The organism is Achromobacter maghribensis (assembly GCF_057334215.1).
This window is the reverse complement of record NZ_JBHFII010000027.1, coordinates 38090-53897: the sequence shown is the minus strand read 5'-3', so window position 1 is coordinate 53897 and position 15808 is coordinate 38090. Positions and strand designations below refer to the sequence as shown.

Genomic DNA, 15808 nt, shown 5'->3' with positions numbered 1-15808 from the left:
ATGAGTACGCCCGGTAGGCGGATTTCTCCGGCTACCGGGCGGCAGAGGCTGGTCAGTGCCCGGCCATTATTGGTCGCGCTTGACTTCCTTGAAGTCGGCGTCGACGACGTTGTCGTCCACCGGCTTCGCGTTGTCGGCCGCTTGCTGCTGGCCGGCGGCTTGTTGCGCCTGCATGTCGGCGTACATCTTCTCGCCCAGCTTCTGCGAGGCGGTCGACAGGGCTTCCGCCTTGGCGTCGATCGCGGCCTTGTCGCCATCCTTCAAGGTGTCTTCCAGGTCCTTGATGGCGGCTTCGATGCTTTCCTTCTCAGCCGCTTCAAGCTTGTCGCCATACTCGGTCAACGACTTGCGGGTGGCGTGCACCAGCGCGTCGGCCTGGTTGCGCGACTGTGCCAGCTCGGCAACGCGGTGATCTTCCTCGGCGTTGGCCTCGGCATCCTTGACCATGCGCTGGATCTCGTCTTCCGACAGACCCGAATTGGCCTTGATGGTGATCTTGTTTTCCTTGCCGGTGCCCTTGTCCTTCGCGGACACGTGCAGGATGCCGTTGGCGTCGATGTCGAACGTGACTTCGATCTGCGGCATGCCACGCGGCGACGGCGGGATTCCTTCAAGGTTGAACTCGCCCAGCGCCTTGTTGCCCGCGGCAATTTCGCGTTCGCCCTGGAACACCTTGATCGTCACGGCCGGCTGGTTGTCGTCGGCGGTCGAGAAGGTCTGCGAGAACCGGGTCGGGATCGTCGTGTTCTTCTGGATCATCTTCGTCATCACGCCGCCCAGGGTTTCGATACCCAGCGACAGCGGCGTCACGTCCAGCAGCAGCACGTCCTTGCGGTCGCCCGACAGCACGGAACCCTGGATGGCGGCGCCAGCGGCGACGGCTTCATCGGGGTTCACGTCCTTGCGCGGATCCTTGCCGAAGAATTCCTTCACCTTTTCCTGGACCTTGGGCATGCGGGTCATGCCGCCGACCAGGATCACGTCATCGATGTCGGAAACCTTCACGCCGGCGTCCTTGATGGCCACGCGGCACGGCTCGATCGTGCGTTCGATCAGTTCTTCGACCAGCGCTTCCAGCTTGGCGCGCGTGATCTTCAGGTTCAAGTGCTTCGGACCCGAGGCATCCGCCGTGATGTACGGCAGGTTGATTTCGGTCTGCTGAGCGGACGACAGTTCGATCTTGGCCTTTTCAGCCGCTTCCTTCAGGCGTTGCAGCGCCAGCACGTCCTTGGACAGATCGACGCCTTGCTCTTTCTTGAACTCGGCGATGATGTAGTCAATGATGCGCTGGTCGAAGTCTTCGCCGCCCAGGAAGGTGTCGCCGTTGGTCGACAGCACTTCGAACTGCTTTTCACCGTCAACGTCGGCGATTTCGATGATGGACACGTCGAACGTGCCACCGCCCAAGTCATAGACGGCGATCTTGCGGTCGCCCTTTTCGGTCTTGTCCAGGCCGAACGCCAACGCGGCCGCGGTGGGCTCGTTGATGATGCGCTTGACTTCCAGGCCGGCGATGCGGCCGGCGTCCTTGGTGGCCTGGCGCTGGCTGTCGTTGAAGTAGGCGGGCACGGTGATGACGGCCTCGGTCACTTCTTCGCCCAGGTAGTCCTCGGCGGTCTTCTTCATCTTGCGCAGCACGTCGGCCGACACTTGGGGAGGCGCCATCTTCTTGCCGCGCACTTCCACCCAGGCGTCGCCGTTGTCGGCGCGGGCAATGGTGTAGGGCATCAGGTTGATGTCCTTTTGCACCGCTTTTTCTTCAAACTTGCGACCGATCAGGCGCTTCACCGCATACAGGGTGTTGCGCGGGTTGGTCACGGCCTGGCGCTTGGCGGGAGCGCCGACCAGGGTCTCGCCGTCGTCCATGTAGGCGACGATCGAGGGGGTGGTGCGAGCACCTTCCGCGTTTTCAATGATTTTGACCTGCCCGCCGTCCATGACAGCCACGCAGCTGTTGGTCGTGCCCAGGTCAATGCCAATAATCTTGCTCATGGTGGGTACCTTGAATTAAATCTATGAAAATAGAGGGAAACTTCTTGTCCCCACATAACTGGGGCTACTCGCAGGGTTTTTCAAGACGCCTGGCCGGAATTTTCCGCACCCGGGTCCTGTAACCGCTGGATGGCCGCCGTGAACTGGGGCAATCCGGGCCAGCCGGTGATACGTCCAAGCCGCTTTCCGGCCCGGAACAATACAAAAGTGGGGACACCATGCAGCGAAAAGCGACGGCCCAGGGGCTCGTCCGCATAGACGTCGGCCTCGAACCAGGTCAGGCCCAGGCCTAGCAGCGTTTCCTGGTGCAGCAACGCCGCCTGCTTGAAAAGATTGCAGTTATAGCAATCCTGGCCCCACAAAAACACGCAACGCAGGTCCGACCCCGGCGCCAGGACCACGGCCGCATCGAATCCGGCAGAGTCGACATGACGCATGCCGAACACCTGGAAGACCTGAGCCGGATCGAAACGAGGGTCGGTCATGGCACGCAGGGCTGCAATCAGCCCTGGCCCGCGGACACCACCACCAGCGCCGGGCGCAGGGTACGGTCGGCGATGGCATAGCCTTTTTGCAGCAGCTGCAGCACGGTGTTGGCGGGCTGTGCGTTGGGGATCGACGAAATGGCTTGATGCAGGTGCGGGTCGAACTTGTCGCCCTGGGCCGGCGCGATTTCCTTGAGCAGATTGCGCTCAAAGGCCGCAGCCAGTTGCTTCAGGGTGACCTCAACGCCTTCACGCAGCGTTTCGACGGTCTGGTCGGGCTGGGCCAAGGCGGCTTCCAGGCTGTCCTTGACCGGAACCAGGCTTTCAGCGAACGACTCGATGCCGAATTTGCGCGCCTTGGACACTTCTTCCTGAGCGCGGCGGCGCACGTTCTCGGCTTCGGCCTGCACGCGCAGAAGCTGATCGTGCTGTTCATTGACGGTGGCCTGGGCCGCGTCCAGCTGGGCGCGCAACTCGTCCAGCTCGGCCTGCGCGGCGTCCTGGGCGGCGGGGGCCGCGTCGGCGTTCTGGCCGACTTCGGGCGTCTGATCAACAGGCTCGTGGGGTGCCGTCATGGGGAATCCTCCAAAAAGAATGGCTTTCGCAGACATGAATGGGGGCCAATACCCCTATTTCAAGCCCGGGATAGCGAAATATTCCCTGACGGCGCCCGCCCGGACGCCCGGGCGGAGCACCCGCTTACTTCTTGTGGGGTTGGGCCGGCGCGACCGGGTCGCTGGCGGGGAAACTCTCTTTCAATGCGCGATCGACCCGGGCGTCGTCTTCGTCCGGCTCCGGCCGGACCGCGATGGGGTCGCTGGCGGGAAAGGTCTCGGCCAGCGCTTCGTCCAGGTCGTGCTCGATCTGATCTTCGTCAACCGGGGTGGTAACCGTCCCCTTTTTCACGACCTTGCCGCTCTTGGGATCATGGTGCATGCGCCTTCTCCTTCAAGTCCGTGGTGGCCCGGGATGTCAGCGGCCAGCCCTGCAAGTTTCGTTCCACTATGCCGGCCAGGCCGGCGATCCAGGCGGGATCGTCGTTCAGTGCGGGGATGTAGCGGAATTGCTTGCCGCCTGCCTCGACAAACGCGTCGCGGCATTCCAGGCTGATCTCTTCCAGGGTTTCCAGACAGTCTGCCACAAATCCCGGGCACACCACATCCACCTCGGTCACCCCCGAGGCCGCCAGCGCCTTGAGCGTGGGTTCGGTGTAGGGCTCCAGCCAGCGGGCGGTGCCGAAGCGGCTCTGGAAGGTCACCTCGATCTGTTCGCGCGGCAGGGAAAGGCGTTGCGACAACAGGCGCGCGGAGTCCATGCAGTCGCGGTAATAGGGGTCGCCCAGCTCGATCGAGTAACGCGGCAGGCCGTGAAAGCTCATCACCAGCTTCTGCGGCTTGCCGTGTTCACGCCAGAAGGATTCGATCCGCGCGGCCAACGGGTCCAGCCACGCCGGGTCTTCGTGAAAGCGCTTGGTGAAGCGCAGTTCGGGCTGGTCTCGCAGGCGCCCGGCGTGCCGGGTCACCGCGTCGACCACCGTGGCCGTCGTGCTGGCGGCGTATTGCGGATACAACGGCACGGTCAGGATGCGCTCGCAGCCCGCGGCGCGCAGGCGCGTGATCGCATCGGGAATCGACGGATTGCCATAGCGCATGCCCAATTCCACCACGGCATCAATGCCCGCCGCCTGCAACGCCGCGCGCACGCCGTCGGCCTGCCGCTGGCTATAGACCATCAGGGGCGAGCCCTCTTTCAGCCACACGCCGGCATAGCGCGGCGCCAGCTTCTTGGGACGCATGGTCAGCACCAGCCCATGCAGGATGGGCTTCCACAGATAGCGGGGAATTTCGATCACGCGGGGGTCGGACAGGAATTCGCCCAGGTATTTCTTGATGCCCGCCTTGTCCGGGGTATCGGGCGTGCCCAGGTTCACCAGCAGCACGCCAACCTTGCCCGGGCCGCGCGGCGGAGGGTCTTCGTTGAAGGGGTCGTCCTGCTCGGTTTCCGGCAGATAGCGTTCAGGCCACAAGTACTTGAACAGGCGAAGAAACACGAAGACTCCCCTTCCTCCGCGAGGAGGATGTAGCTTTGAATGGAACTACTGGTTGTGGCTGAGCGCGTTGGACAACAGGCGCGCCGTGATGTCCACGATGGGAATGACGCGCTCGTAAGCCATGCGGGTGGGTCCGATCACGCCCAGCGTGCCCACCACCTTGCCATCCACGCCGTACGGCGCGGTAATGACCGAGACCTCTTCCATCGGCACAAGCTGCGAGTCGCCGCCGATGTAGATCTGCACCCCCTGTGCGCGGCTGGACACATCCAGCAATTGCAGCAGATCGGTCTTTTTTTCGAACAGCGAGAACATCTTGCGCAGCCGGTCCATATCGGACGCGATGTCCGTCACGTCCAACAGCTTGCGCTCGCCGGAAATAATCATGGCGTCGCCGTCTTCGGCCGCCTCCGCGCTGGCTTCCACCGCCGCCTGCATCAGGCGCGAGATGTCTTCGCGCAGTTGGGCGAGTTCGGTCGACAGGGTCTGCCGCACGGCATTGAAGGACTTGCCGGCGAAATGCATGTTGAAGAAATTGCCGGCTTCCAGCAATTCGGCTTCGACATAATCGCGCTGCACGAACAGGATCCGGTTCTGGACGTCGCCATCGGGCGTGACGATGATCAGCAGGACCCGCTTGTCGGACAGACGGATGAATTCGATCTGGCGGAACACCTGGGCGCGCTTGGGGGTCAGCACCACCCCCGCGAACTGCGTCAGGTTCGACAACAGCGCAGCCGCCGCATTGACGGCGCGGGTGGGTTCCGCAGCCGACAGCATTTCGCCCATATTGTGCGGCTGCAGCTGATAGGACTGCACGGCCAGCAAGGAATCGACGAACATGCGGTAACCCCGCGGCGTGGGGACACGGCCGGCGGACGTATGCGGGCTATGGATCAGCCCCAGCTCTTCCAGGTCCGCCATGACATTGCGGATTGTGGCCGGGGACAAGTCGAAGACTTTCGATAGCGTCCGCGAGCCGACGGGCTGCCCATCGGCGATGTAGCGTTCTATCAACGCTTTCAGTAGTGCGCGTGCGCGGTCATCCATAACAGGTATTTTAGGGAATCTTTTCCGATTAAGGCGATTTTTGTCCTGCACGCCGATATGCGGCCCCATATAATCGGCAAATCAGCCCGCCCCGGCGGGTTCCGGCATCCTGGTTTTGCCCTTTTTCGATAAGCACGCATCCATGCACTTTCCTACCGTCGCCCTGATCGGCAGATACCAGGACACCGGCCTGGACACCCCGCTGAGAGCGCTTGCGCACGCGCTGACGCAAGCGGGCCGGCACGTGCTCATCGACGCCGATACCGCCCGCAACACCGGCTTGACCGAGTATCCCGTCGCGACGCTCGAAGAAATCGGCCAGCGCGCGTCGCTGGCCGTCGTGATGGGTGGCGACGGCACCGTGCTGGGCGCGGGCCGCCACCTGGCGCCTTTCGGCGTGCCGCTGGTCGGCATCAACCACGGCCGATTGGGCTTCATCACCGACATCCCGCTGCAGGACGCGCATGGCGCATTGGCGCGCGTGCTCGAAGGCAGCTTCCAGATCGAAGAGCGCATGCTGCTGGAAGGCAGCGTGTGGCGCGGCGACCAAAAGATGTATTCCGCGTCGGCCTTGAACGACGTCGTGCTGAACCGCGCCGGACGCGGCGGCATGATCGAGGTGCGCGTCGAGCTGGACGGCGCGTTCATGTACACGCAACGCGCCGATGGCCTGATCATCGCCACGCCCACGGGTTCCACCGCGTACGCGCTGTCCGCGAACGGCCCCATCCTGCACCCCGGCATGAATGCCATGGTGCTGGTGCCTGTGGCGCCGCAAACGCTGTCGAACCGCCCCATCGTGATTCCCGACACCGGCGTGCTGAACATGACACTGACGGCCATGGGCCGCGTGGAAGTCGGCGCCAGCGTGCATTTCGACATGCAGACGTGGTCAGACCTGCAACCGGGCGACCGCATCGTCGTGCAACGCGCGCCCCACACCATCCGCTTCGTGCATCCCGAGGGGTACAGCTTCTTTTCCACCCTGCGCCGCAAGCTGCACTGGAACCTGATGCCCCAAGCCACCGACAACGTAGAGTAGTAAGCGCCCCGACATGCTGCGCACCCTGCATATCCGCGACTTCGTCATCGTCGAACAGACCGAAATTCATTTTGGCCCCGGCTTCACCGTCTTCTCCGGCGAGACCGGCGCGGGCAAATCCATCCTGGTGGACGCGCTGGCGCTGACGCTCGGCGAACGCGGCGACGCCAGCATGCTGCGCGAAGGCGCGCCGCGCGCCGACATCACGGCCGTCTTCGACACGCCCAAATCGCTGCACGCCTGGCTGGCCGAGCGCCAGATCGACGCCGACGACGAACTGTCGCTGCGCCGCGTGATCGACGCGCAGGGCCGAAGCCGGGCCTACATCAACGGCACGCCCGCCACCGTGGCCCAGCTCCGCGAGCTGGGCGACAGCCTGGTCGACATCCACGGCCAGCACGCCCATCAAAGCTTGATGCGCCCCGATGCCCAGCGCGACCTGCTGGACGCCCACGGCGGCCATGGCGACCTGCGCCAGGCCGTCGGCCAGGCCTGGAAACAATGGCGCGCGGTGGCCCGTCAACTCGAGGCCGCCGAAAAAGATGCGGCCAGCCTTGCCACCGAGCGCGACCGCCTGCAATGGCAGGCCGACGAACTCGACCAGTTGGCCTTGGGAACTGACGAATGGGACGCGCTGCAATCCGAGCACACCCGCCTGTCGCACTCCCAATCGCTGTTGGACGGTGCGTCGCAGATCCTGGAAGCGCTGGACGGTGAAGGCGATTCCGCGCACCACCGCATCACGGCCGCCAACCACCGGATTCAGCAGATGCTGCGGCACGACCCCGGCCTGCAAGGTGTCCACGACGAGCTGGAATCCGCCCGCATCGCCATCAGCGAAGCCGTGTCGGACCTGAACAACTACGTCAGCCGCGTTGATCTGGATCCCAAGCGCCTGGCCGACGTGGAAGCGCGGCTGGGCCTGGTGTTTGAAACCGCGCGCAAATTCCGGGTCGAACCCAATGCGCTATGCGAACTGCGCGACTCGCTGCACGCCGAATTGGCCGCCTTGCAGGCGGCTGGCGACATCGACGCCTTGCGCGCCCAGTCCGCGGCCGCCCAGGCGCAATACGATGCAACGGCCGCCAAGCTCAGTAACGCCCGCCGCAAGGTCGCGAAAGATCTGGGCAAGCAGGTTACGCTGGCCATGCAGACGCTGGCCATGCAAGGCGGCAAATTCGAGCCTACGCTCACCGCGGCCGCGCCCTCCGCGCACGGTAATGAACAGGTCGAGTTCCTGGTGGCCGGCCATGCCGGCACCACGCCCCGCCCCCTGGCCAAAGTGGCCTCGGGCGGTGAACTGTCGCGCATCTCGCTGGCGCTTTCCGTCATCGCCAGCCGCGCGGCCCGCGTCCCCACGCTGATCTTCGACGAAGTCGACAGCGGCGTCGGCGGCGCGGTGGCCGAAGCCGTCGGCAAACTGCTGCGCGAACTGGGCGAACGCCATCAGGTGCTGTGCGTCACCCATTTGCCGCAGGTCGCCGCCTGCGGCAACAACCAATTCCTGGTCAGCAAGACCGAATCGCGCGGCACGACCCGTTCCAGCATCAAAGAGCTGGACGCCCCCGCCCGGGTCGAAGAGATCGCCCGGATGCTGGGCGGTATCAAGCTCACCGCCACCACCCGCGAACACGCCCGGGAAATGCTGGAAGGCTTCGGTCAACCGGCTGCCTGATTTCCGCTTACGCCCCCCCTCCGCCCCGCCCGCTGCAATCGACCACACCCGTGGCCCGCGGGGCGTATCGCCGCGCCCATGAAAAAGCCCCTTCCGCTGGAAGGGGCTTTTGTTCTCACTCACCCGCGACGAGCGCGGCCGCGGGCGGTGCGACGGGCGGCTTAGCTGCTTAGCGGCCTTTCAAGCAGCTGCCGCAGATGCCGTAAAGCACCATCGCATGGCTTTCCAGCGCGAAGCCATTGTCTTTGGCGATCTTTTGCTGGCGCTTTTCGATGTCCGGATCCGAAAACTCGACAACCTTGCCGCAGTTCGTGCAGATGAGGTGATCGTGGTGATCGCCATCATTGAGTTCGAACACGGCCTTGCCGCTGTCGAACTGGCTGCGAGCCAGGATGCCGGCCTGCTCGAACTGCGTCAGCACGCGATAGACCGTTGCCAGGCCGATTTCGACGTTTTCGCCGATCAGGGCGCGATAGACGTCTTCGGCGCTAAGGTGACGCTGGTCGGATTTACGGAAAATATCAAGAATCTTCAGGCGGGGAAATGTCGCCTTCAAACCCATGTTCTTCAGTTCGCTTTGGTCGCTCATGGTGTAATCGCTCTCCGTCCGCGTTGGCATGGGCAAGGATGTGGGGCGCGCCGCGAGCCGGCTCCCCTGAATTCATGCCGCCCCGCGGAACTATCCTTATGAAACCTTTATGATAACGGTTTTGTCTGCTTCCAAATAATAGGGGCGCGTAGTGTCCATGATTGCACGAATTCCCTCCCGCTCGCTGAAGACCGGATTGGCCGTTGCCGCCCTGGCCGTCGCCCTTGCCGGCTGCTCCGGGGACAAGTGGGGCTTCCCCTACAAGGCCGGCGTCCAGCAAGGCAACTGGATCACCCAGGAACAAGTCGCTCTGCTGCAGCCCGGCATGACGCGCGAACAGGTGCGCTTTGCGCTTGGCAGCCCCACGCTGACCAGCGTGCTGCACGCCAATCGCTGGGACTACCCCTACTACTACAAGCCCGGCTACGGCGAAGCCCGTGAACGCAAGTTCACCGTCTGGTTCGAGAATGACCGGCTGACCCGCTGGGAAGGCGACAAGCAGCCAGACCTGCAACCCTATCAGCTGAATACGCCCAGCGCCACGTCCGACGAAAAGGCCGACAAGCGCCTGGACCAGGACGAGGCCCGGTTGAAGGAAGAAGCGGACCAGCAGAAGCGTGATTCGGCCGCCCCGGTCAGCCCGCTGAACCAATACCCCGGCCAGCCGGGCAACGCGCCCGAGCCGCTGCGCTAACTCCAAGGATTCTTCTACATGCGTATTGCAATTGCCGGCGCCAGCGGCCGTATGGGCCAGATGCTGATCGATGCCGTCCTCAAGTCATCCGGCCTGCAACTGACGGTTGCGCTGGACCGCCAGGGCTCGTCCGCCTTGGGCCAGGATGCCGGCGCCCCGCTGGGCCAACAGACCGGCGTGCTCATCACCGATGACCTCGACGCCCTGGCCCAAGCCGACTGCCTGATCGACTTCACCCGCCCCGAAGGTACGCTCGAGCACTTGCAGGCCTGCGTCAAGCACGGCACGCGCGCCGTGATCGGCACGACCGGCTTCGACGACAACGGCCGCGCCGCGATCGAAGTCGCCGCGCAGAAGATCGCCATCGTATTCGCACCCAACATGAGCGTCGGCGTCAACGCCACGCTCAAGCTGCTGGACATGGCTGCCCGCATTTTGAATTCCGGCTACGACGTCGAAGTGTTCGAAGCGCACCACCGCAACAAGGTCGACGCGCCGTCGGGCACCGCCTTGAAGATGGGCGAAACCATCGCATCGGCTTGGGATGTCGCCCTGCCCGACGTCGCCACCTGGAGCCGCCACGGCGACACCGGCGTGCGCAAGCCCGGCACCATCGGCTTTTCGGTCTTGCGCGGCGGCGATATCGTGGGCGACCACACGGTGTCGTTCTGCGGCATCGGCGAACGCATCGAGATCACTCACCGTTCGGCCAGCCGCGCCACCTACGCCGAGGGCGCGCTGCGCGCCGCGCGCTTCCTGGAAGACAAGCACAACGGCCTGTACGACATGCAGTCCGTGCTGGGCTTCTAAGGCCGGGCCGACACGAAAAAGGATCCCGAGGGATCCTTTTTTTTGCCTGGAGAAAAGGCAGCCCAGGACGGGCAGATGCTGGATGCGTTGGCAGCGGCCGCCGCTCAGACGACGACCGGCTCGGGCTCCAGCCTGACGCCATAGCGGTCGGCGACGGCCTGCTGAATCGCTTGCGCCAACCCCATGATGTCCGTCGCGGTAGCCCCGCCGCGGTTCACCAGCACGAGCGCCTGCCGGTCATGCACGCCCGCCGCGCCCAACGCCCGCCCCTTCCAGCCGCACTGATCAATCAGCCAGCCCGCGGCCAACTTGTAGCCCCCGTCCGGCTGGGCATAGGACACCAGCCCGGGAAACCGCTCCGCCAGGCTGTCGCGCACGCCCGCCGTGACGATGGGATTCTTGAAGAAGCTGCCCGCATTGCCGGTCACGGCAGGGTCGGGCAATTTGGCGCGACGGATCTCGCACACGGCGTCGAAAATGTCGCGCGCGGCCGGCGCCCCTTGTGCCAGTCGCGCATGGCGTTGCAGGTCCGGGTAGCCCAGCACGGGCTGCCAGGGTCGGGGCAATGCGAAGCGCACGCTGACGATGATCCAGCGGCCGGGCGCGTCGTGCTTGAAGGCACTGTCGCGATAGGAAAAGCGGCAATCGTCCGCCTGCATTTCAACGAGCCGTCCCGCCGGCACGTCCCACGCCGTCAGGCTATGGAAGCGCGCATCGAACTCCACGCCATAGGCGCCGATGTTCTGCACGGGCGCAGCCCCCACCGTGCCGGGGATCAGCGCCAGATTTTCCAGGCCGTCCCAGCCGTTGTCCACGCAGGTTTCCACGAAGCGATGCCAGTTCTCGCCGCCCGCGGCCTCGACCAGCCATGCATCGGGTCGCGCCTCAAGCAAGCGCACGCCCTTGAACGCCACCTGGGCCACCAGGCCCGGCACTCGCCGCGGCAGCACCACATTGCTGCCGCCCCCCAGCACAAGCAGCGAGTCGGCCTGCCGCGCAAGCGCCGACAACGCGGGCAATTGCGCAGGGTCGCTCAACGTGACGAACGCGCCAGACTGGGAAACCAGGCCCAACGTATTGAGCCGGGTCAGGTCTTGGGCAGTGGGGATCAACGCAACAGGCGCGGCGTTGGAGGTGGCAGGATTTGACATGGGTGCTACTGGCTATGCTATAGTTTCTGTCTTCGCTCATATTACTTGATTGAGTGTTTGGGCCTGATGTTCACGCAACGCCATGCTCATGACAAACTCAAAAAAATCATGTAAGATGCGCGCCTTCTGATCGATAACCAAGTTGATCAGAGTGAATAAGAAAAAGGTTCTGGATCGTTTTTTCAGAATCCACGCGGGAGTAGCTCAGTTGGTAGAGCGCAACCTTGCCAAGGTTGAGGTCGCGAGTTCGAGACTCGTCTCCCGCTCCAAATTCAGATTTGCAGCGTTTTTTTGAAAATTCTGCAAATCATTAAAAAGGGCCTGCGGGCCCTTTTTTCATGCCCGCTCGATACGCATGCATGCCGCACGCCCGCACATGCATGCCGCACTTCCATACCCCCACCTTCAATCCACTGCTCGCCCCCGCTTGCCGCCTGCGGCACGAACGCGCCTGGCCGAGCTGCTGGCCGGCCCGGACGAGCCGGCATTTCCCAAGCGCCGGACCGATTGCGCTCCTCCCTGAGTTGCCGGATATCAAACCTTCGGCAGACTCGGGCGCAGGCCGGGGCGCAACCCTCGCCCCGCTGGGCATAATCGATGGTCTTCCCGGCCGCGCGTGACGCACCCTCGGCCAATCTCCAAGGAGGTCTGCGCCATGAAGGGAATCAGCCGCGCGGTGTTGCTGCACCGCTTGAAAACGGCCAGCTACGCGATCGGTTCCGTCGTACTGATCAGCTGGGTCACCGATGCGCTGAACGAAGGGCTCATGTTCAAGCCGCTGCTACGCTACTTCTACCCGGCCGCGGTCGAAAACTACCTGCACCCGTTCACGGACCGCCCCAGCCTGATGATCTGGCTGATGCCCTTGCTGTTGGCGCTGCTGCTGATGTTCGCCTCTTCGATGATGACGGTGCACCACTTCAAGCGGCGTGTCCTTTACCGGATGAGCCCTCCGATCGCCTCTCCGAAACCGGACCACCTGATCACCCTTGCGACCGGCGACCAGACACTGCGCGGCCCCCCCCGCACCGCCCGGTGCACCACGCTGCATGCGCTGTACCGGCAAGCCGGCGAACTGGCGCCGCTGGAAACCGCTTGCGCCGCCGCGAGCATCTCGTTGCACGCCCACGCCTTGCCCGATACCCGCGACATCCGCCAGCTGACCCTGCGGCTTGACCGCATCCTCGCGCGGATACGCCACGAGGCGAGCCCTGCGGCGAGCATCGCATTCGACCTTGGCAGCCTGCCGCCCGAACTGGCTAGCGCGGCCACGATCGCATGCCTGGAGAACAGCGTGATGCTGTGCTATCTGGACGTGCAACAGCAACTGCGCACGCACCGCGTCGTCTGTGAAATAAGCGATTGAGCGCCCCCGGGCCCGGCCACGAAATTCGATCTTATTCCCCTCGCCGCGTGCAGATTTTTTAAATTTCTGTATACTTCCGCCTCTCTTGCAAAGAACAACGTTTCGGGTTGCACAAATCCAGATGTTTTCAGCGCGGGAAAATGCGGGAGTAGCTCAGTTGGTAGAGCGCAACCTTGCCAAGGTTGAGGTCGCGAGTTCGAGACTCGTCTCCCGCTCCACATTCAAAAAGGCCCAGACTTCGGTTTGGGCCTTTTGCTTTGTGTGCGGGTTTAGCCATGGCGGGTTTAGCAACGGCGGATTTTGCAAAGAGGACATAGGCGATGGACAGCGTATTAATCCTGCTGATGGTGGCCTTGGCATGGCAAGTGTTGCGCGTGCGCTACCAGCGCGCGCGCATCGCCTTGCTGGGGCGGCATTTGGGCAGCATGCAGCTTGAGCGTCACATGGAAACGCTGACGCAAGGCTACTCCCGCGCCATTCGCGAGGAAACCGAATCGCGCCAGCTGCAGGTGCTGGAAACTTTTGCCCAGACCGAACGCGCCATGGCATCCCAGGCAAACTCGCTGGCCAACGCGATGCAAAAGGAAAGCCCGCAGGCCGCTCGCGTATCCAAGCTCTCGCTTTGCGTGCCGTACATCGAACGCTTTGTTCCTGCGGCAACCCGGGATTTTCGTGAACTGCTGCACATCCACGCAGCCGGCCTGCGTCACGTCGTGGACAACGAAGATCACCTGGACGCGAAAGCCCGCGCGTTCCAACTCTCGGCAGAGCTATATCTGCTGCAGCACAGCTGCCATTGGTTCTGCAAATCTCGCGCAGTGGCCGATGCGCGATTGATGCTGCGGCATCAGGTCAACCATCAAAAAGTGCTGGAATCGGTATCTGCGGCGACCCGCTACGCCTATCAGCAATGGCAGCGTGGCGATGAACGCTAATTCCGCCCCGCCCCTTTTTCCACACAAGCCAAAATTTTCGTGTATAATTGCTGTCTTTGGTGGAGACGGGTTCAGAGATAACTTCAAACAACCAACAAGCAGAGAACAAGCAAAAAGCTTCTGCGGACCTTCACCAAACATGCAGCGATGCATGTAGTAGTGATGCACGGGGTACCGATGCATGTGGTACTGAAATAGGTACCAAGCAATATAGCAGTACAAAGCGGGAGTAGCTCAGTTGGTAGAGCGCAACCTTGCCAAGGTTGAGGTCGCGAGTTCGAGACTCGTCTCCCGCTCCAAATACAAAAAGGAAGCAACGGCCAACACCGCGCTTCCTTTTTTCTTGCAAGTGCTGGCGCAATGGCAGAGTGGTCATGCAGCGGATTGCAAATCCGTGTACGTCGGTTCGATTCCGGCTTGCGCCTCCAGCATCTTTTCCCCTTCCCCCTGCATTTCGTTACGCATCCCTACGCGCCGTCAATCGAATGATTGCTATGGTGACGCCGTTTTCATTTGACGTCGAACCCATGCACCGCATTCTGAATTTCCGCGGCCGTTCCCGCACGAATTCCCGCACGAATTCCCGCGCGTATTCCCCTTTGCTGGCCTTGTCGACCGCCGCGCTGCTGTCGCTTGCGCCGCTGGCGGCCGAAGCGGATTCCGACCGCCACGAGCACCGCCACGGCCGCGAATACAAAGAGAAGTACTGGGAAGGCAACTGCCGGGTCGAGCGCAAATGGAAGCGCAACGGCGAATACCAGGAAAAGCGCAAATGCCGTGACGATTATCATCAGGGCTACATGGCGCCGCCGCAGGTCATCATGCCCATGGCCGCGCCCGCGATCGTCATCACCCCTCCCCCCATCATCATCCGGCCCTGAACATGGATCAATCGGTGAAGGACGCCATCGCCCGGTGGCCCGACGTGCCCGCGGTATTCGGTTGGTTGTCGCTGGACGGCCGCGGCCGCTGGCGCCTGCACCCGCAAGGCCAGGCCACGCAAGGCGGCGAAGGCGAGTCCATCACCAATACCCAGATCCTGGACTTCATCAACCGCAACTACGGGCATGACGATGCGGGCCGGTGGTTCTTTCAGAATGGACCGCAGCGCGTCTTCGTGCGCCTGGACGCTGCCCCGTTCGTGCTGCGGTTAAGCGACGACAACGGCCACCTGGTCACCCATACGAATGTACCGGTTGAATCCATCAGCGGATGGTGGCTGGACGACGCAGGCCAGCTGTATGCGATGACGCAGGCGGGTGGAGGCATCGTGCTGGACCGGGACCTGCCCGCGCTGCTGGAGAAGCTTGTCGCGGAACCGGGGAAGCCCTTGCTGGACGCGCTGGCCGATCTGGCGCCCGGCCAGTCCATTGCCGTCTCTTGGCCCGGGGCCTACCCGGCCGCGCCACTGCGGCCGATCACCAGGCAGGCGGTCGCGCAGCAATTGGCATTCGACCCCAATCCTGCTGCCCAGGCTTAGAACATGCCGTTGGCATTGGCGGACTGCTCGGGAATGGGCTGCACCGCATCCCAATGCTCGACGATCTTGCCCTGCTCCAAACGAAAGATATCGATGATGGCGTTGCCGCGCGAGCCGGGTTCGCGCACCGCGTGCACGTGCAGGATCACATAATTCCCATCGGTGAAGACGCGCTTGATCTCGCTGTGCGAGGCCGGGAATTTATCGCGCAGGAAGGCGACGAACTTGCGAAAGCCCTCCGGGCCATCGGCCGCGTTGGGATTGTGCTGCACATAGCGGTCGCCCACATATTTCAGCGCGGCATCCGCATCCTTCTGATTCAGTCCCTTCTCGTAGAAAGCCAGCACCGCCGCCTTGTTGGCGGCCTCTTGCTCGGGGCTTGCCTGCACGGCGGGCGACAAAGCGGCGGCACACAACAACGCGCCCATGGCGCGTCGGATCAGTGGCATCGGAACAATCATCGGGACTCCTGAATGAAAAAAGGCGGGC

General features: G+C 63.2%; 17 protein-coding genes and 4 tRNA genes. 12 read left to right on the top strand and 9 right to left on the bottom strand.

Annotation, left to right across the window (positions count from 1 at the left end):
* Positions 1 to 66: 66 nt before the first annotated feature.
* The 6 genes from dnaK to hrcA all read right to left on the bottom strand — a co-directional run bounded on the left by dnaK (position 67) and on the right by hrcA (position 5577).
* Positions 67 to 1992, bottom strand: a complete 1926-nt coding sequence (dnaK, locus tag ACE039_RS12250) for a molecular chaperone DnaK (RefSeq protein ID WP_105555316.1) — start codon at positions 1990 to 1992, stop codon at positions 67 to 69.
* An 80-nt stretch (positions 1993 to 2072) separates the two neighbouring features.
* Complete coding sequence (locus ACE039_RS12245; RefSeq protein ID WP_448709954.1) at positions 2073 to 2477, bottom strand: YbbN family protein; 405 nt, start codon at positions 2475 to 2477, stop codon at positions 2073 to 2075.
* 17 nt (positions 2478 to 2494) lie between these two features.
* Positions 2495 to 3052: a nucleotide exchange factor GrpE gene (gene grpE / locus ACE039_RS12240; RefSeq protein WP_105555318.1), complete on the bottom strand. Its 558-nt coding sequence runs from the start codon at positions 3050 to 3052 to the stop codon at positions 2495 to 2497.
* A gap of 124 nt (positions 3053 to 3176) precedes the next feature.
* Positions 3177 to 3413, bottom strand: coding sequence for a hypothetical protein (locus ACE039_RS12235; RefSeq protein WP_485822482.1), 237 nt, complete (start codon positions 3411 to 3413; stop codon positions 3177 to 3179).
* Positions 3403 to 4527, bottom strand: coding sequence for a ferrochelatase (gene hemH / locus ACE039_RS12230; RefSeq protein WP_105555320.1), 1125 nt, complete (start codon positions 4525 to 4527; stop codon positions 3403 to 3405). The genes ACE039_RS12235 and hemH overlap by 11 nt, the downstream gene beginning before the upstream one ends.
* A gap of 45 nt (positions 4528 to 4572) precedes the next feature.
* Complete coding sequence (gene hrcA / locus ACE039_RS12225; protein WP_006223542.1) at positions 4573 to 5577, bottom strand: heat-inducible transcriptional repressor HrcA; 1005 nt, start codon at positions 5575 to 5577, stop codon at positions 4573 to 4575.
* 142 nt (positions 5578 to 5719) lie between these two features.
* On the opposite strand from hrcA, the gene ACE039_RS12220 reads away from it, so the two are divergent.
* Together ACE039_RS12220 and recN are read left to right on the top strand one after the other, a co-directional pair.
* Positions 5720 to 6619 (top strand): NAD kinase, encoded by a 900-nt coding sequence (locus tag ACE039_RS12220; RefSeq protein WP_313463832.1) that lies wholly within the window; start codon positions 5720 to 5722, stop codon positions 6617 to 6619.
* Positions 6620 to 6632: 13 nt separating this feature from the next.
* Positions 6633 to 8294, top strand: a complete 1662-nt coding sequence (gene recN / locus ACE039_RS12215; protein WP_485822481.1) for a DNA repair protein RecN — start codon at positions 6633 to 6635, stop codon at positions 8292 to 8294.
* A 169-nt stretch (positions 8295 to 8463) separates the two neighbouring features.
* Here the strand turns inward: recN and fur are convergent, their stop codons facing one another.
* Complete coding sequence (gene fur / locus ACE039_RS12210) at positions 8464 to 8883, bottom strand: ferric iron uptake transcriptional regulator (RefSeq protein WP_006223539.1); 420 nt, start codon at positions 8881 to 8883, stop codon at positions 8464 to 8466.
* A 157-nt stretch (positions 8884 to 9040) separates the two neighbouring features.
* Here fur and ACE039_RS12205 point away from each other — a divergent pair, with 157 nt between their 5' ends.
* Complete coding sequence (locus ACE039_RS12205; protein ID WP_105555322.1) at positions 9041 to 9577, top strand: outer membrane protein assembly factor BamE; 537 nt, start codon at positions 9041 to 9043, stop codon at positions 9575 to 9577.
* Positions 9578 to 9595: 18 nt separating this feature from the next.
* Positions 9596 to 10387 (top strand): 4-hydroxy-tetrahydrodipicolinate reductase, encoded by a 792-nt coding sequence (gene dapB, locus ACE039_RS12200; protein ID WP_448709739.1) that lies wholly within the window; start codon positions 9596 to 9598, stop codon positions 10385 to 10387.
* Positions 10388 to 10491: 104 nt separating this feature from the next.
* Here the strand turns inward: dapB and murB are convergent, their stop codons facing one another.
* A complete protein-coding gene (gene murB, locus ACE039_RS12195) occupies positions 10492 to 11538 on the bottom strand; it encodes a UDP-N-acetylmuramate dehydrogenase (protein ID WP_485822480.1) in 1047 nt (348 codons plus the stop codon).
* A gap of 193 nt (positions 11539 to 11731) precedes the next feature.
* Between murB and ACE039_RS12190 the strand changes: the two genes are divergently transcribed.
* The 8 genes from ACE039_RS12190 to ACE039_RS12155 all read left to right on the top strand — a co-directional run bounded on the left by ACE039_RS12190 (position 11732) and on the right by ACE039_RS12155 (position 15319).
* Positions 11732 to 11807, top strand: a tRNA-Gly gene (locus tag ACE039_RS12190).
* A gap of 386 nt (positions 11808 to 12193) precedes the next feature.
* Positions 12194 to 12904 carry a hypothetical protein gene (locus tag ACE039_RS12185; protein WP_485822479.1) on the top strand — a complete coding sequence of 237 codons (711 nt, stop codon included), beginning with the start codon at positions 12194 to 12196 and terminating at the stop codon, positions 12902 to 12904.
* Between the two features lie 142 nt (positions 12905 to 13046).
* Positions 13047 to 13122 (top strand) — tRNA-Gly (locus tag ACE039_RS12180).
* Positions 13123 to 13224: 102 nt separating this feature from the next.
* Positions 13225 to 13839, top strand: coding sequence for a hypothetical protein (locus tag ACE039_RS12175; protein WP_485822478.1), 615 nt, complete (start codon positions 13225 to 13227; stop codon positions 13837 to 13839).
* Positions 13840 to 14062: 223 nt separating this feature from the next.
* Positions 14063 to 14138: transfer RNA gene (locus ACE039_RS12170), tRNA-Gly, on the top strand.
* Positions 14139 to 14193: 55 nt separating this feature from the next.
* A tRNA-Cys gene (locus ACE039_RS12165) sits at positions 14194 to 14267 on the top strand.
* 99 nt (positions 14268 to 14366) lie between these two features.
* Entirely contained in the window at positions 14367 to 14720 is a 354-nt protein-coding gene (locus ACE039_RS12160; protein ID WP_485822499.1) for a hypothetical protein, read from the top strand.
* A 2-nt stretch (positions 14721 to 14722) separates the two neighbouring features.
* Positions 14723 to 15319 (top strand): DUF2946 family protein, encoded by a 597-nt coding sequence (locus tag ACE039_RS12155; protein ID WP_485822477.1) that lies wholly within the window; start codon positions 14723 to 14725, stop codon positions 15317 to 15319.
* Here ACE039_RS12155 and ACE039_RS12150 read toward each other — a convergent pair.
* Entirely contained in the window at positions 15316 to 15747 is a 432-nt protein-coding gene (locus tag ACE039_RS12150; RefSeq protein WP_485822498.1) for a nuclear transport factor 2 family protein, read from the bottom strand. The two genes, ACE039_RS12155 and ACE039_RS12150, sit on opposite strands and share 4 nt — an antisense overlap.
* Positions 15748 to 15808: the final 61 nt, after the last annotated feature.

Excerpts from the sequence above, each read along its gene's own strand:
- dnaK (WP_105555316.1), bottom strand. The coding sequence starts at position 1,992 with ATGAGCAAGATTATTGGCATTGACCTGGGCACGACCAACAGCTGCGTG.
- ACE039_RS12245 (WP_448709954.1), bottom strand. The coding sequence starts at position 2,477 with ATGACCGACCCTCGTTTCGATCCGGCTCAGGTCTTCCAGGTGTTCGGC.
- grpE (WP_105555318.1), bottom strand. The coding sequence starts at position 3,052 with ATGACGGCACCCCACGAGCCTGTTGATCAGACGCCCGAAGTCGGCCAG.
- ACE039_RS12235 (WP_485822482.1), bottom strand. The coding sequence starts at position 3,413 with ATGCACCATGATCCCAAGAGCGGCAAGGTCGTGAAAAAGGGGACGGTT.
- hrcA (WP_006223542.1), bottom strand. The coding sequence starts at position 5,577 with ATGGATGACCGCGCACGCGCACTACTGAAAGCGTTGATAGAACGCTAC.
- ACE039_RS12220 (WP_313463832.1), top strand. The coding sequence starts at position 5,720 with ATGCACTTTCCTACCGTCGCCCTGATCGGCAGATACCAGGACACCGGC.
- recN (WP_485822481.1), top strand. The coding sequence starts at position 6,633 with ATGCTGCGCACCCTGCATATCCGCGACTTCGTCATCGTCGAACAGACC.
- fur (WP_006223539.1), bottom strand. The coding sequence starts at position 8,883 with ATGAGCGACCAAAGCGAACTGAAGAACATGGGTTTGAAGGCGACATTT.
- ACE039_RS12205 (WP_105555322.1), top strand. The coding sequence starts at position 9,041 with ATGATTGCACGAATTCCCTCCCGCTCGCTGAAGACCGGATTGGCCGTT.
- dapB (WP_448709739.1), top strand. The coding sequence starts at position 9,596 with ATGCGTATTGCAATTGCCGGCGCCAGCGGCCGTATGGGCCAGATGCTG.
- murB (WP_485822480.1), bottom strand. The coding sequence starts at position 11,538 with ATGTCAAATCCTGCCACCTCCAACGCCGCGCCTGTTGCGTTGATCCCC.
- ACE039_RS12185 (WP_485822479.1), top strand. The coding sequence starts at position 12,194 with ATGAAGGGAATCAGCCGCGCGGTGTTGCTGCACCGCTTGAAAACGGCC.
- ACE039_RS12175 (WP_485822478.1), top strand. The coding sequence starts at position 13,225 with ATGGACAGCGTATTAATCCTGCTGATGGTGGCCTTGGCATGGCAAGTG.
- ACE039_RS12160 (WP_485822499.1), top strand. The coding sequence starts at position 14,367 with ATGCACCGCATTCTGAATTTCCGCGGCCGTTCCCGCACGAATTCCCGC.
- ACE039_RS12155 (WP_485822477.1), top strand. The coding sequence starts at position 14,723 with ATGGATCAATCGGTGAAGGACGCCATCGCCCGGTGGCCCGACGTGCCC.
- ACE039_RS12150 (WP_485822498.1), bottom strand. The coding sequence starts at position 15,747 with ATGGGCGCGTTGTTGTGTGCCGCCGCTTTGTCGCCCGCCGTGCAGGCA.